Here is a 14,219-nt window from a genome sequence, read left to right as displayed (position 1 = left end):
GCGTATGTATACTGGAAACACTTTCCTAAAGTATACTATAGAAAAGGTAGTTTCCAAAGCCTTGATAACCTATGGAAGTCCGTTCCATTTTCGGACCGCCCAGGCCTGGTGCTCATGTAACAATCCGCTTGCAGCTTCATCAGGCGGCAGCCAAATCAGCTCATGATCTTCCTCCACTGGCTCCATTTCTTTTAATCCAGGCGTACAGCTAAAAAAGACGCTATGTTCTGTATGTACTGACTACCATCCCTTGACTGGAAAAATTGTGTCGCTTCACATAGGAATGATGGCTTGCTAATCGAATATCCTGTTTCTTCCATGACCTCTCTCCTCAGGGTTTCCAACTCATTCTCTTCCTTTTCCATCCCTCCCCCTGGCAGAAAAAGCAACTTGTCGTATGTTCTTTGGATCACGCCTATTCTGCTGGAATGGTCGTACATTATCCCATATACCGCCAGCCTTTTTATATATTTTTGGTCAGGCTCTTTTGTACCGAACAGATGCATAGTCTCTCTCCTTATCATTGGTAAACGTAGTATACAGCAAAAAAGAAAAGCCCATAAAGGACTTTTCTCAGGATTTGGATAGACGAATCGTCTTTATCTCATAGGGAGTGAAGGATAACGCTATCTTACCTTTGTTAGGTTTTTTGTCTATTACTCTTTCCCGCAGATCGCATTCCTGCCAGCTCGTATACGCGAAGGCAAGCTGTATTATTACCTCCTGTGATCCCCCTGTGTATTCATGGAAGCGGATGATGATGTCGTCATTATCCTCCGCTTTTTTGATTGCATCGAGCTGTACATATGGATTATCAATAACAAATAGTTTTTCCAGGCTTTCCTTTTTGCCTCCGCTGTATACTTGGAACGGCTGATTGAGCTTCCAAGCTTCCTGTACCGTATTTGCTTCCACCCATCCTTTTTCATGCGGATAAAGGGAATACGTAAAGAAGTGGCGGCCTTGATCTTGCTCGATATCCGGTGCGATTGCGGATTTTAGCAAGGACAGGCGAATCGTATGATCTTTGATATCGTGTCCATACTTGCCATCATTCAGCAAGCTGACCCCATAATTCTGCTCGGAGAAATCCACCCATTGATGGGCAACCGATTCAAACCTAGCTACATCCCAGGAAGTGTTCCAATGTGTCGGCCGCTTGACGTTGCCATATTGGATATCATACGTTGCTTCCGTAGCCCGAATCTGGACAGGAAAGGCCACTTTCAATAATTGCTGCCGTTCATGCCAATCCACTTCTGTCTTAAAATCGATCACCTTCCGATTGCGATAGAAAATGATATCTTGATGGATCGTCGAACTGCCATAATGCCAGTTTGCTTCCATGACAAGCTGGAGCGGCCCTGCTTCTTTCAAAGTAAAATCAAGCAGATTCGTAATCTCCTTCTTTTTCTCCTGATAGAACAAATCAATATCCCAGGCATCATAATCTAGCGGCTTATCCTCAAACACCTGAAATACATTTCCGGATTCTGATTTTGCTATGACATGCCTTTTTGCTTTTATATCAAACAATGACTCAATCTGACCATAATCATTGAATTTCACTTCATAGAAAGGGGTTACCAGCTCGCGATTCTTCCATTCGAACCACTCTTCCTCTGATTCTGAACTTGCCTTTTCAGTATTCAGATAGATTTGTTTACAACCCGTCCCCGGAACCGCCGGAACATCGACCAGCCAGCCGGCCTTGTGCTTTTGGGCCAGCAAAACATCCCCGTCTTCATCCTCCCATACACCTGAATCCTCTGTATTTATTTTCACGATACCGTCTAATTCCCATGACGAGGAATTGACGATACTCCATGTGTGGTTCTTATCTGCAGTCAGTTCATCTGCTGCCCCTTTTTGTAACGTTTGAAGCTTTGCATATGCATCCTCATATTCCATCTTGCTGTCCTCATACACTTCCCGAATGGACGAGCCGGGAATGATATCGTGGAATTGATTGCGCAATACGGTCCGCCATACTTCTTCCAGTGTAAGGGATGGGTATTTTAGAAAGTCATCTGCCTGTATCGCTTTGAAGACATGGAGGAATTCCGTTGCACGCAATTCCAATTCCATTTTTCGATTCATTTTTTTATTGTAAGCCTGGCTTGTATAGGTGCCTCGGTGATACTCCAAGTATAGCTCCCCATCCCAAACCGGCATGAATTCCGATGTATGCTGGGTTTGGTGATGCAGCGATTCAAAGTAACTTTTCACATCGCCTGTTTTGACGTTCGGCAATCCTGGTATCCGATCCAGTCTCCGCCTCATCTCGAGCATCGTCCTATTGACGCCGCCACCGCCATCCCCATATCCATAGGAAAGGAGCAGCTCCTTTGCAAGTGCTTTATTTTTATAGTTATCCCAAGTACCTGTTACGGTATCTGGCAGAATTTGACCATTATAAGTGGCGAACCAGGTGTTTTCCCTTGGGGATGGATCCGGCGTCGTGATGAATTGCGTCAGGACTTCACTTCCATCCATACCACGCCATGTGAATGTGTCATTCGGCATCCGATTGAATTGGTTCCAGCTGATTTTGGATGTCAGTAATGTCTTGATCCCTGCTTTCGTAAGGATCTGTGGCAAGGCCCAGGAATAGCCGAACACATCCGGCAGCCAGAGATAATGTACATCTTTGCCGAATTCTTTCTCAATGAATTTGGCTCCCTGCAGGATCTGGCGCACCAGGGATTCACCAGAAGGCAAGTTGCAATCAGCCTCCAGCCACATTGCTCCATCCACTTCCCACTGACCTTCAGCGATTTTCTCTTTAATCTGGGCGTATAGTTCCGGGAAGTCTTGTTTCACATAGCTGTAGAGCTGCGGCTGTGTTTGCAGGAATTTATAGTCTGGATATTTCTCCATCAAACGCAAAACAGTGGAAAAAGAGCGTCCTGCCTTTTCCCTTGTATGCTTAAGACGCCACAGCCACGCGACATCGATATGGGTATGGCCGATACAGCGAATGGTAATTGGCGACGTGCTGTCCATAGCATCCAACTGCTTCTGAAGATGATCATTTGCCCCATAGACAGACTGATAGAACGTATCGCTGCCCGGTAAGCTCCAGTCAATCAATCGGATGGTTTGGTCCAAAAGCGATAAAAGCTGAACCCTCTCCGCGGCATTCTCATCCAGTATTCGTATCGTTTCTAAAATGGCGAAGGCCGTATAATACAGATCATCTGCTTGTTCATCGAAAACAGCTAGCTGAGCCTGTTTCAATTGGTGCTCCTGATCTATCCTTTTGCCGCCTCCTTCCAAGCCGGACCAAAGACGGAATGCCAGGAAGATGGAATCACCATGCCAATCATCCTCAAAGAATAATTCCTGATGATTGGAATCCACCGCTTGATACATCACGTTGTTCACATAGCACTGTGACTCAAATCCCGAATTCCCTCCTCCGCCAGTTTTACCGAAATCGAATAAACCAACAACTTGCTTTCCTGCCCACTTATCCGGAAGGTCGATTTCCTTCGCCAACCAAAGATAACGATCACGACCTTTCCAATGATCACCCACATAAAGCTTTTCTTTGAAAGCCTCCAGTCCTGGAACTTCCGGAGCCACCTTCTTCTCCATATCGTCCATCGCTAAAAAGTGCTGTAAATCAATTCGGTCCTGATACCGGTATTTCTCCAATTCTTCTATTCTTCTTTCCAGCTGACGTTCTTTCAAACCAAACATACTGACACTCCTTTAGCCCTTGGAGGCTCCACCGAGGCTGAAGCCCTTGGACATATATTTTTGAGCAAAGATATAAAGAATGATCGATGGCATCGTATACAGCATCGAAAACGCTGCCAATTTGCCGTACTCGATGATGCCGTAATTCCCGAAAAACTGATACAGCGTCACGGATGCCGGCAGTTTTTCCTGTGTCTGAAGCAAAATATACGGAACGAAAAAGTTCCCCCAGCTGCCTGTAAAGGTGAAGATGGCAATCGTGAAGATTCCCGGCAGCATCAGCGGTCCAACCACTTTTCGCATACTAGTCAGTACAGATGCCCCATCCACCCATGCCGATTCCTCCAATTCGACCGGCACCGCGTCCATGAAATTCTTCATCATCCAAATTGCATATGGCAACCCTGAAGCTGCAAGGAAGATCGTCGTGAATAGGATGGAATCCTGGATGTTCAGGAAGAGGAACAGCTGATAGACTGGCACCATGACGGCAGTGATCGGCAAAGATGTCATGAATAATATAGTAAGCAGGAACGACCGCTTATATCGCAGCCGATAACGAGAAAGCGGATAAGCAGCCAATCCGGCAACAATCACGACGATCGTTGCCTGCCCAAGCGAGATGAACAAGCCGATTGCAAACGAGCGGATATTACTAGGGTCTGAAAGAATGGCCGTAAAGTTATCCAGCGTCCACTTCTCCGGCAGCTTGATGGCTTGTGTCGCCTGTTGATCAAATGAAGCGAAAACAAGCCATAAAAACGGCAGCAAGAAGCAGATGGCTAAAAAGACCAGCGCCAGATAGTGGACCACTAATTCTTTTTTTGATATCTTCATTCTGCATCCCTCCTCCTTATAGTTTCACTTTCATAAAACGCATGTACAGCAGGCTTGCAATCGTCCCGATGACGAGTAATACAAGGGAAATGGCTGTGCCGTATCCGAATTGGTAGTTTACGAACGCTTGATTGTACATGAAGATCGGGAGTATCTGCGTAGCGTTGCCCGGTCCTCCGCCTGTCATCGTATAAATCAACGTGAATACACCAAGTGTCTGAAGGGTTACAAGCATCATATTGGTCACGATCGACCCTTTGACAATCGGCAGTGTCACACGGAAAAAAATCTGCCAGCGTGATGCACCATCAATCACGGCTGCTTCTTGCACCGATTTTGGCACATCATCCAATGCCGCTTGGAAAACCATCATCGAAAAGGCCGTCCCATGCCAGATATTCGCGATGATGACACTAACCATCGGGAAGGTGAACAACCAGGTGATCGGTTCAAAACCGATCCCTTGCAAAATGCTATTGAATGTACCTGCATCACTCAGGAAAGCCACCCAGCAAAAAGCAACGACAATCTCCGGCGTGACCCAGCCGGCAATCACAATGACACCGATGAATCGTCTAAACCCACGACGTTTTTCTTTCATCAGCAAAGCGATGATCAATCCTAATACAACCTGTCCGATTACAGCAGAGAAAAGTAAGAAGACAATTGTCCGGAACACACTGACCCGAAATTCCGGATCCTGGAACATGTTGGCGAAATTTTGAAATCCGATAAACTGAATATTGGCTGCGTCTGTTCCAGTCAATGACAAATTCGTAAAAGCAAAACCAAAAGTCAGTAACATCGGAGTAATGAAAAACAACAATAAAAGGATCCAAGATGGGGACAAAAAAAGTATCGCTTTCCTATGCATACATATTCGTCACCTTTCTTCTGCCCAATCAGAGGGTACTGGAAAGTCCAGCACCCTGGATGGGATGGTTTCCTATTCAGCTACCTTCGTATTTTCTTTGCCTACCACTCGTTCCACACCAGCTTTATATTGTTCGACTGCATCTTCAGGAGATAGTTTGCCAGTGGCAACTGCTTCCACTACTGTCTGCAGCTGTGTGGAAACTGCCGGATATTTATCATTAGCTGGTCTGAACTGCGCATTTTCCAGGAATGCTTGTGCTTCCTTGGCATAAGGACGATTCACATACTCTTCTACCTCAACGGCATCTGTACGGGTATTCAAGTTACCGTCCGTCAACGAACGATTGATGCTGTTCTCTTTCTCCATCAAGAATTGAATGAATTCCCAAGCTTCCTCCTTCATATCCGCTTTGGACGGAATTGCCCAAGCCCAGCCTCCGCTCATCGTAATCGTTCCAGGATCCTGCCCTTCTTGAGTCGGCATCGGTGCAAATCCGATTTTCTCTTCCACATTTTCAATCGGTGCTGCTCCGTTCTCTGCCCAGTTCCGGGCATTCCAGCTGCCGTCCAGTGCTATTGCCAGTTTCTTTTGCGGAAATAACTGCTGAAAAGCCACATTTCCGGATTGGCCACTCATGACGACCGAGAAATCAGGTCCCAAATTTTCTTCGTTGTATACTTGTTCGATAAAGCGGAACGACTCCAGCAACCCCGGACTATCCACGACCCATTTCTTCTCGTTTTCGTCATATAATGTATCGCCGGTACCATAAAGCAGCATCTCCAGCGTCTGCATGGAAACCGCTTCTCCGTTGGCCTTGCCTACTTGCATGAACAGTGGCGTCACTCCGTCTGTCTTCTCTTTGATTGTTATCGCTGCATCTAATACATCATTCCAGTTTTTCGGTTCCCAAGGTACAGGAAGACCTGCCTCCTGGAATAATTCCTTGCTGTACCAAAGCCCACGAGAGTCGGAAGTCGAAGGAATCCCATACACCTTGCCATCTTCCGCTGTTACACCGGACTTTAGATTTTCAATGATATTACCCCATTCGTCCCAATCAGAGATACGATCATCCAAAGGCTCAAGGTAACCGGCATTAGCATCGGAATTAAGCATGAATGTATCCTCCGATACAACATCCGGAGCCGTTTCCGCTGACTTCATCTGCAATGCAACCTTTGAGAAATAGTCTCCCTCGCTCGCTGTAATCGGCGCTATTTTTACATCGATATCAGGATGTTCCTTCTCGAATTCATCCACCACCCCTGAATCGAAGAATTTTTTCAATGAATCTACTGATCCAGGTGATCGATAAACAACAGTTAATTCTTTCTTGCCATCCGATGATTCTGTATTGCTTGAGCATGCTGCCATCGTGACTAGAATGAAAATAAGCATGAACAAGCATATACCTTTGGCACTCTTCCACATCTACAATTCCTCCTCCAGATTCCTCTCTAATCGATAAATGAAAGCGTATACATATTGTTCCAAATGAAAAGTCAGGGGTTAACCTGACACCTATAACGGATTATATGCCTTGCTCCCTCCCTTATTCACATGATTAAAGGAATTAACTTCTGACTATTCTAAATTTTAATGTTACATTGACACTTATACCCCTGACACTTATTATTGTAAGAATATATAACAAGGGGACATCCAAAAATTTTAATATGTTCTCAGAAAGGAAACTATCATGACGCAGAAACAACCTCTTTTCATTCAAGCGCTGCTTCCGCTAATCGCGCTCGCAGTCGCTGCGTTTTTCTCCCTGTTCTACTGGAATGCGGGAATGCTCATGCCGTTGATAATCAGCTTGATTGTCACTTCGGTACTAGGCGTATTACTTGGACACAAATGGAGTGATCTCGAGTCCTATATGGGCAAAGGAATCCAAAGGGCGTTGCCTGCTGTCTATATTCTGATCATCGTCGGTATCATTATCGGGTCGTGGATAAGCAGCGGGGTAATTCCAACGCTTATCTATTATGGTCTTGATCTTATTCATCCTTCTATCTTCATCCCGAGTGTGGCACTTGCTACCGGTGTTCTTTCTATGGCACTTGGCAGCTCGTTCGCTTCGATTGGAACTGTCGGACTAGCCTTCATTGCTGTTGGAGACAGTATGGGCTTCCCATTAGCTTTAGTAGCTGGGGCAATTATTTCCGGAGCTTACCTTGGAGATAAATTCTCGCCATTATCGGAAACAACTAACGTAGCCGCATCTATGGCAAACGTTGACTTATTCAGCCATATCCGACATATGCTGTGGGACACTATACCGGCATTCTTGCTGTCGGTACTGATTTATTGGATTGTTGGCTTGAACTATGCAGGTGAAGTAAAGAGTATTGAGGAAATTCGCACGATCAATACGCATTTGGCGGATTCATTTGTTATTCATCCATTACTATTGTTTGTACCGGTTTTGACTGTAATCGCATTGATTAAAAAATATCCTACTCTACCTTCTTTGGTATTGATAAGTTTTGTGGGAGCTATCCTCGCATACATTGTTCAAGGTGCGTCCGTAACAGAGATTATTGGAGCAATGACGAACGGCTACAGCGGCGATACTGGCTTGGAAAGTTTGAATAACCTGCTTCACCGCGGCGGTATCACATCCATGATGGGCACAATCGGGCTCGTATTGGTTGCAACTGCACTTGGCGGTATGCTTGAGGATATTGGAGTATTGAAGACAATTACAGAGACGTTCATCAATCGCGTGAAAAGTACTGGCTCCTTGATAGGAAGCACCGTGCTTTCTGCGCTAGTCGTTGGTTTTGCAACTGGCGCACAGATCTTGGCAGTCATTCTGCCAATCCGTACCTTTAAGCAAGCCTTTGAGGATCGTAATCTAGCAGCGAAAAATCTATCACGCTGTGTCGAGGCAGCTGGTGCCGTTGGTATCAACATGGTGCCTTGGAGCGTGCCAGCCTTCTTCGCTGCAGGTGTATTGGGTGTAAGCCCTTATGATTACATCCCATTCGCTTTCTTTATTTTCTTAGTTCCGCTTATCAACGTGATATATGGATACACAGGATTATCGATTGCAAAGAAAGAAAATGGAAAAGAAGAAGGTGCCAAACATGCCAGCTGATAACATTAAACTTAGGTTTTTAGGCAGTGCACAAGATGCGGGGGTCCCGCAAGCTAACTGTTATTGCACAAATTGCCAACGTGCTCATGCAGACCGTAATTATCGCCATTTTGCGGCAAGTCTGGCAATCATCACAGATGATTCCACCTGGCACATGATTGATGCGACACCAGATTTCAGGGAACAGCTGTACAGCATGCAGAAAGCCTATCCAGAAGCAGGCATCATGGACAGCATCATCCTGACACATGCACATGCAGGACATTATCCTGGTTTGCTTTTTCTGGGGAAAGAGGGAATGTCCACATCTGAATTACCTGTTTATGCGAGCGAGAAAATGGCACAGCTGTTAGCGAATGATGCACCTTGGAGCCAGCTGGTAGGATTGAAGAATATTGTTACCAAGCCAATTCAAGCTGGCATTGCTCAAGAACTCACATCCACTGTTCATTTCACACCGGTAGAAGTGCCGCATCGGAATGAATACTCTGAAACATTTGGTTTCCTCATCAAAGGACCGAATAAAAAAGCGTTGTACATTCCGGATATTGATTCCTGGAAAGAATGGGAACATGATATCGGAGAAATAGCAAAAGATATTGATTATGTCATTGTAGACGCTACTTTTTACAGTAAGCAGGAAGTCGCGGAAGTCGGGCGGGACATCAGCCAAATTCCCCACCCTTCAATCACGGAGACGATGGACCGACTTCAAGAGGCCGTCGATACAGCCAGAACGAAAGTTTATCTGACGCATCTTAATCATTCCAACCCGATACTGGATCCTGAGAGCGAGGAGCTCCAAACGATAAGGAATCGCGGTTACTTCCTGGCAGAAGAGGGATTGGAATTGGAACTATAACAAAAAAGCTGCCAGCCGTAATGGGCTGACAGCTTTTTTACTTATATAAAGAACACAGCCGTGAAGTTTTGAAAGTAACAGTGAACTTGGGAAGTTCCTGCTGTAGTGAGGCAAACAATAGTCTGCCTTCGCTGTTGAAAATATTTTCCTTCTTTTCCGCATCAAGTTTAAGTTTGTCCTGTTCCCAATCCACCCATTCTCCGTATCCTTCCGCCCATTTCTCTATCTTCTGTTTCAATGTGTCTGTAACTGGTAATTCATCAAAAACCAGATTTTCTTTACAGCGCGCACACCAAATCGGATCGGCAAAATCTGCTTCCAAAAGAATCTCCGTCATTTTTTTACAGCCGCATTCCAATCATAATTCCCCTCTTTCCGCAGACATCAAGTAACCAAGCAATAGATAAGTACATCTTTCTGTTGGAAGCTCCACTGCCTTCCTTAGTTAGACGAATGTCCCGTCATCAAGATATTCACTGTCCTGCAAAACTTCTCTACAACCTAAGTTCATAATGGTAGAACTGCTTGTCACGCTCGTAACCTTTCCGTTCATACAATCGCTGTGCCTTCTCATTGTCAGGCGCCGTACTTAGCGCAATGCTCCCCGCTCCGGTTTCTTTTGCAAAAGCCTCGGCTGCTGCAAGCAATCTTTCTCCTACACCTTGTTTCCTCGCACTTTCCGCCACATACAGATCATTCAAAATCCAAGCACGTTTCATGCCGATCGAAGAGAAGGTAGGATAAAGCTGGGTAAAACCGACACAATCATCACCATCTTTTGCGAGAAATATGACAGAATCCCCTTTCTCCAGTCTTTCTGCTATGTACGCCTCTGTCCCGCTTAAGTCATTAGCTTGTTTGTAAAACTGACGATACTGGTTGAATAAATCTGCTGCATGTTTTACGTCTCGTAATGTTGCTTTCATAATGTTCATTTGTTCCCCTCCAATTCCTTCCTATCTTCTTTCTATTTATCATTCAATCCCTTGCCATCCAGAATATGCTTTACATATTTTTCAACCCTTGACTCTCGGGTTTTGGCTTGTTTAGCCTGGGAAAAATATAGGATGTATGCTCTTTGCCGTCCCGGTGTCAATGCTTCAAAAGCAGTCTTCAAGGCAGGTATTTCATTGAATTTATTGTGAAGTTCTTCAGGAATTATGTAATCTGTTTCCTTCTTAAAATCCACTTCCAAACCCGCTTTCTCAACTTTGACAGCATCATGGATATAGTCTTTCAGGATAGCTTCCATTTCAGCTATTTCCTTAACGTTGGTGAAACGAATTTGGCGCGCTGCCTGCACATTCTCCGTTTGCTGGATCAAGATTCCATACGGATCTTTCAACAATGCACCCTTGTGAAACAAAAGCGCACAATAATCTTTGAAGCCATGGATTAATACGACGTTTTTCCCTTCAAAAGTGTAACAAGGATGCTTCCATTTGAATTCTTCTGTCAGTCCACAATCACGGATAATACTTCTTAGGCTTACAAACTCTTCTTTCCATTGTTTAGCCTTAATCAGAAAATCATCAACTTTAGGATTCATCTTACTTTCCGTCACTTTTAGAAACCTCCTTATCATCATATTCAATTCTTATATCTAGTTATTTTAACTGATTTATCCTGTTTTGCTCTTTTTCTTTATCAAGATATTCAAAATAGCCAAGCTGATTCCCCCAAGGATCAGGAAAGGTTGCCCACTTAACCGGTACACCTGATCGTGTATAAATATCAAAATCCTGTATATCAAGCTGTTCCATTACTCGTGCTCTTTCTGCTTCCAAGTCTCTGACTCCTAAGCGCAATGGCCCGTTTCTGTATTCCGTTTCCGCCGATTCGGCTAGCTGCAGCCAGCAGCCTGATACTACTTCCCATTCTAGAAATCCTGCATGCGGAATGAAATCCGGATCTTTTTGAAGAAAAATTGTATACCAAACCCTGGCTTCCTCAATATGGGGAACAGCAAAACGAATTGTCATCTCGAACAAAATTTATCTCCCCAATCATTTTCCAATCAGATGATGCAAAAGTCTGCCCCTGTCCTCAAAAAATTGCTTCATGACACTGTAATGCTGTGTTTCTTCGAGTTGGACTTCTTCCATCCCTTCTGCATCCAGCTGCAGAATTTTCGCATCCGGATAAGCCATCAGCAGCGGCGCATGTGTGGAGATGATGAATTGCGACCCTTTTTCCACCAGCTCATCAATCCGTGCAAGCATCGACAGCTGACGGATCGGGGATAAAGCCGCTTCCGGCTCATCGAGAATATATAATCCATTGCCGGCGAAACGCTCCATGAAAGCCGCGAAAAATGCCTCTCCATGGGATTGTTCATGCAAGGATTTCCCGCCATAGGAATCAATGATCTTTCGTCCGAATCCCCCTTGATCCAGTTCTTCGATATGCGTCGCTACATTATAGAAAGTCTCTGCCCGAAAAAAGTAGCCATCCCTTGGGCGGTTCCCACCGCGAATAACCCTTAATAATTCATGTAAATCTGAATGGGACTCATAGCTGGAAAAAGAGAAGTTCTTCGATCCGCCTTCAGGGTTGAAGCCGAGCGCAACTGCAAGCGCTTCGAGCAAAGTCGACTTCCCCATTCCATTTTCCCCGATGATATATGTAACATTTGGATGGAAGGAAATATGTCCTAAGTTTTGAATAACCGGCAGGGAAAATGGGAATTGATTAGGGAGCAATGAAGCTTCTTCAATGAGACTCATTTGTCTCACATATTGATTAGTTTCAGTTAATTTCACACTATCATTCCTATCTTTATACATATCAGCTTGAGGAGGATTTATCATGCAAGAATATATTCTGTTCGTGATACTGCTTGTCCTGTTTTTAGCAGTCATCATTTTCACTCGTTATTTGAACAAACCTGTTAAAAGTCTATTTACTGTCTACTACTTGGCACTCGGAGCCCTATTCATTGTCGTCAAGGAGCGTATTGACAGCGCCTATCATGGCACAGCAACGACTCCTAATGCCAATTGGATCGTGAATAATGAATGGGTTGCAGATATCCGTCATTTGCTGTTTGTTCCAATGATCGGCTTGTTGATATACCTGCTTTACAAGGGCTATCAAGATCCAAAAGGACCTTGGAAACGCTCCAACATCCTGGGAGTCACTATTCCATTAGCTACTCTGCTGGCGGTCTTGTATTTTCTGTTCACTTATTTGTATGGCTATCATGCTTGAGCGTATGTTCGAGCATGATCCATTTCTATCAGAGTTGACCCCGGGTTTCCATTCTTCTTACAATATAATTATGCATGTTATCATTCTACAGCGATACCCCTTCACTATAATCTTCCACAAGATAATACTATCTATTGCAATTTTCCATTTTCATTTACCTGTAAATCGGACACAATCATATGTAATACGAATATTGTCACCGCAAAAAGAAAGCGCTTAATATTGTGTATATAAACTGTTTAGGGGGTTCAAATCATGGCTCCATTGTGGAGACAACGTATTGGATACGGAATAGCTGATTTATCTTGTAACCTTATATGGCAAGTCATAACGTTATACCTAATGTTCTTCTATACAGATGTAGCAGGAATTGCAGCAGCACAAGTCAGTCTTCTTTTTCTTGTTACACGTCTAGTAGACGGTGTAACAGATATTTTAATGGGAACAATCATCGATAGAACAAATACTAGATGGGGAAAATCGAGGCCTTACTTTCTTTTGGGTGCCATCCCGTTCGGGGCACTTGGAATCCTTGCTTTTTACGTGCCGGACATCGGTCCTGCAGCTCAAATTGTATACGCTTACGTAACATATATTGGTTTATCCACTGCTTATACAATGGTAAACATCCCACTAGCTTCCATTTTACCCAGTCTTACTAGTGACACACAAGAACGCACCGTCCTGGCCACTACACGTATCATTTTCTCTCTAATCGGGGCAACGGCAGTGAGTACTTTAACTTTACCATTAGTGAATCTGCTTGGTAATGGCTCACAAGCAAGAGGATTCTTCTGGACCATGGCTATCTTCTCTGTCATTGCAACACTTCTATTCTTTGTTTCTTTCCGTAATGTGGAGGAGAAAGTAAAAATTCGGCAGGAGAAAGCTAAGATCAGCAAAGTACTCGTTTCTTTGAAAGAAAATCGACCGTGGCATATCTTTGCCCTGAATATCGTATTCATGTTTGGTTCGATGTTCTTCATGCAAGGAGCTTTGATCTATTATTATACATACTACGTAGAACGCCCGGATCTTGCCGCAATTGTTGCTGGACTAACTACTTTTCTGCCTGTAATAGGTACCTTCATCACCCCTCTACTCACCAGAAGATTCACCAAGAAGACTGTATACATGATGTCAAGTGTCATCAACCTGATTGGACTTTTGTTGATGTTTGCCGCTGATACCAATATTCCCGGTTTACTGGCAGGAGTGGTTATAGCATCCATTGGTCAGGGACTGAGACAGAGTATATATTTCTCGATGCAAGCTGATCCAGTCGACTATGGGGAGTGGAAAACAGGTGTCAATGCTACAGGCTTACTCAATGCAATCAATGGTTTTATCGGGAAAGTGGCACTTGCCGTGACGGGTTCGGTAACAGCTTGGCTGCTGGCTGTCGGAGGCTATGTACCTAATGCTTCTCAGAGCGATGCCGCCTTGTCCGCCATTAAGCTAAGTTATATAACCATACCTACTTTGCTTGTAGTTGGTTCCATGATAGTCATGTATTTTTACAAACTTGATAAGATTTATCCTCAAATTCGTGGAGAGCTGGATGAGAGATACGCACGGATGTCAGATGAAGATATTCCAAACACATTATAGGGGGACGA

The 14,219-nt window shown here is 44.3% G+C and carries 14 protein-coding genes; 4 read left to right on the top strand and 10 right to left on the bottom strand.

Going from position 1 to position 14,219, the window contains the following annotated elements; genetic code table 11:
• Positions 1 to 191: 191 nt before the first annotated feature.
• The 5 genes from AB1K91_RS15285 to AB1K91_RS15265 form a co-directional block, all read right to left on the bottom strand.
• Positions 192 to 506, bottom strand: a complete 315-nt coding sequence (locus tag AB1K91_RS15285) for an NUDIX domain-containing protein (RefSeq protein WP_413091019.1) — start codon at positions 504 to 506, stop codon at positions 192 to 194.
• Between the two features lie 67 nt (positions 507 to 573).
• Entirely contained in the window at positions 574 to 3,705 is a 3,132-nt protein-coding gene (locus tag AB1K91_RS15280; RefSeq protein WP_413091018.1) for an alpha-mannosidase, read from the bottom strand.
• Between the two features lie 12 nt (positions 3,706 to 3,717).
• A complete protein-coding gene (locus tag AB1K91_RS15275) occupies positions 3,718 to 4,542 on the bottom strand; it encodes a carbohydrate ABC transporter permease (protein WP_413091016.1) in 825 nt (274 codons plus the stop codon).
• Positions 4,543 to 4,558: 16 nt separating this feature from the next.
• On the bottom strand, positions 4,559 to 5,416 hold the full coding sequence (locus AB1K91_RS15270; protein ID WP_413091015.1) for a carbohydrate ABC transporter permease: 858 nt from the start codon (positions 5,414 to 5,416) through the stop codon (positions 4,559 to 4,561).
• Positions 5,417 to 5,488: 72 nt separating this feature from the next.
• On the bottom strand, positions 5,489 to 6,853 hold the full coding sequence (locus tag AB1K91_RS15265; RefSeq protein WP_413091013.1) for an extracellular solute-binding protein: 1,365 nt from the start codon (positions 6,851 to 6,853) through the stop codon (positions 5,489 to 5,491).
• A gap of 268 nt (positions 6,854 to 7,121) precedes the next feature.
• Between AB1K91_RS15265 and nhaC the strand changes: the two genes are divergently transcribed.
• Together nhaC and AB1K91_RS15255 are read left to right on the top strand one after the other, a co-directional pair.
• Positions 7,122 to 8,528 carry a Na+/H+ antiporter NhaC gene (nhaC, locus tag AB1K91_RS15260; RefSeq protein ID WP_413091011.1) on the top strand — a complete coding sequence of 469 codons (1,407 nt, stop codon included), beginning with the start codon at positions 7,122 to 7,124 and terminating at the stop codon, positions 8,526 to 8,528.
• Positions 8,518 to 9,390, top strand: a complete 873-nt coding sequence (locus AB1K91_RS15255) for an MBL fold metallo-hydrolase (RefSeq protein WP_413091009.1) — start codon at positions 8,518 to 8,520, stop codon at positions 9,388 to 9,390. Before nhaC ends, AB1K91_RS15255 begins: the two co-directional genes overlap by 11 nt.
• 37 nt (positions 9,391 to 9,427) lie before the next feature.
• On the opposite strand, the gene AB1K91_RS15250 is transcribed toward AB1K91_RS15255, so the two are convergent.
• From AB1K91_RS15250 to AB1K91_RS15230, 5 genes are all read right to left on the bottom strand, one after another.
• Positions 9,428 to 9,712 (bottom strand): hypothetical protein, encoded by a 285-nt coding sequence (locus tag AB1K91_RS15250; protein WP_413091007.1) that lies wholly within the window; start codon positions 9,710 to 9,712, stop codon positions 9,428 to 9,430.
• A gap of 172 nt (positions 9,713 to 9,884) precedes the next feature.
• On the bottom strand, positions 9,885 to 10,325 hold the full coding sequence (locus tag AB1K91_RS15245; RefSeq protein WP_413091005.1) for a GNAT family N-acetyltransferase: 441 nt from the start codon (positions 10,323 to 10,325) through the stop codon (positions 9,885 to 9,887).
• Positions 10,326 to 10,357: 32 nt separating this feature from the next.
• Complete coding sequence (locus AB1K91_RS15240) at positions 10,358 to 10,954, bottom strand: YdeI/OmpD-associated family protein (protein ID WP_413091004.1); 597 nt, start codon at positions 10,952 to 10,954, stop codon at positions 10,358 to 10,360.
• A gap of 43 nt (positions 10,955 to 10,997) precedes the next feature.
• On the bottom strand, positions 10,998 to 11,372 hold the full coding sequence (locus AB1K91_RS15235) for a VOC family protein (protein ID WP_413091069.1): 375 nt from the start codon (positions 11,370 to 11,372) through the stop codon (positions 10,998 to 11,000).
• 24 nt (positions 11,373 to 11,396) lie between these two features.
• Entirely contained in the window at positions 11,397 to 12,152 is a 756-nt protein-coding gene (locus AB1K91_RS15230) for an AAA family ATPase (RefSeq protein ID WP_413091002.1), read from the bottom strand.
• Positions 12,153 to 12,198: 46 nt separating this feature from the next.
• On the opposite strand from AB1K91_RS15230, the gene AB1K91_RS15225 reads away from it, so the two are divergent.
• Both AB1K91_RS15225 and AB1K91_RS15220 read left to right on the top strand, forming a co-directional pair.
• Positions 12,199 to 12,600, top strand: a complete 402-nt coding sequence (locus AB1K91_RS15225) for a hypothetical protein (RefSeq protein ID WP_413091000.1) — start codon at positions 12,199 to 12,201, stop codon at positions 12,598 to 12,600.
• 255 nt (positions 12,601 to 12,855) lie between these two features.
• A complete protein-coding gene (locus AB1K91_RS15220; protein WP_413090999.1) occupies positions 12,856 to 14,211 on the top strand; it encodes a glycoside-pentoside-hexuronide (GPH):cation symporter in 1,356 nt (451 codons plus the stop codon).
• Positions 14,212 to 14,219: the final 8 nt, after the last annotated feature.

This window comes from Terribacillus jepli (assembly GCF_047228925.1).
GTDB lineage: Bacteria > Bacillota > Bacilli > Bacillales > Amphibacillaceae > Terribacillus.
The sequence above is the reverse complement of the archived record's forward strand: the minus strand, read 5'-3'. Positions and strand labels throughout refer to the sequence as shown.

Bases quoted from the DNA above. Each gene is read 5' to 3' on its own strand.
- AB1K91_RS15285 (WP_413091019.1), bottom strand. From the start codon at position 506: ATGCATCTGTTCGGTACAAAAGAGCCTGACCAAAAATATATAAAAAGG.
- AB1K91_RS15280 (WP_413091018.1), bottom strand. From the start codon at position 3,705: ATGTTTGGTTTGAAAGAACGTCAGCTGGAAAGAAGAATAGAAGAATTG.
- AB1K91_RS15275 (WP_413091016.1), bottom strand. From the start codon at position 4,542: ATGAAGATATCAAAAAAAGAATTAGTGGTCCACTATCTGGCGCTGGTC.
- AB1K91_RS15270 (WP_413091015.1), bottom strand. From the start codon at position 5,416: ATGCATAGGAAAGCGATACTTTTTTTGTCCCCATCTTGGATCCTTTTA.
- AB1K91_RS15265 (WP_413091013.1), bottom strand. From the start codon at position 6,853: ATGTGGAAGAGTGCCAAAGGTATATGCTTGTTCATGCTTATTTTCATT.
- nhaC (WP_413091011.1), top strand. From the start codon at position 7,122: ATGACGCAGAAACAACCTCTTTTCATTCAAGCGCTGCTTCCGCTAATC.
- AB1K91_RS15255 (WP_413091009.1), top strand. From the start codon at position 8,518: ATGCCAGCTGATAACATTAAACTTAGGTTTTTAGGCAGTGCACAAGAT.
- AB1K91_RS15245 (WP_413091005.1), bottom strand. From the start codon at position 10,325: ATGAACATTATGAAAGCAACATTACGAGACGTAAAACATGCAGCAGAT.
- AB1K91_RS15235 (WP_413091069.1), bottom strand. From the start codon at position 11,372: ATGACAATTCGTTTTGCTGTTCCCCATATTGAGGAAGCCAGGGTTTGG.
- AB1K91_RS15225 (WP_413091000.1), top strand. From the start codon at position 12,199: ATGCAAGAATATATTCTGTTCGTGATACTGCTTGTCCTGTTTTTAGCA.
- AB1K91_RS15220 (WP_413090999.1), top strand. From the start codon at position 12,856: ATGGCTCCATTGTGGAGACAACGTATTGGATACGGAATAGCTGATTTA.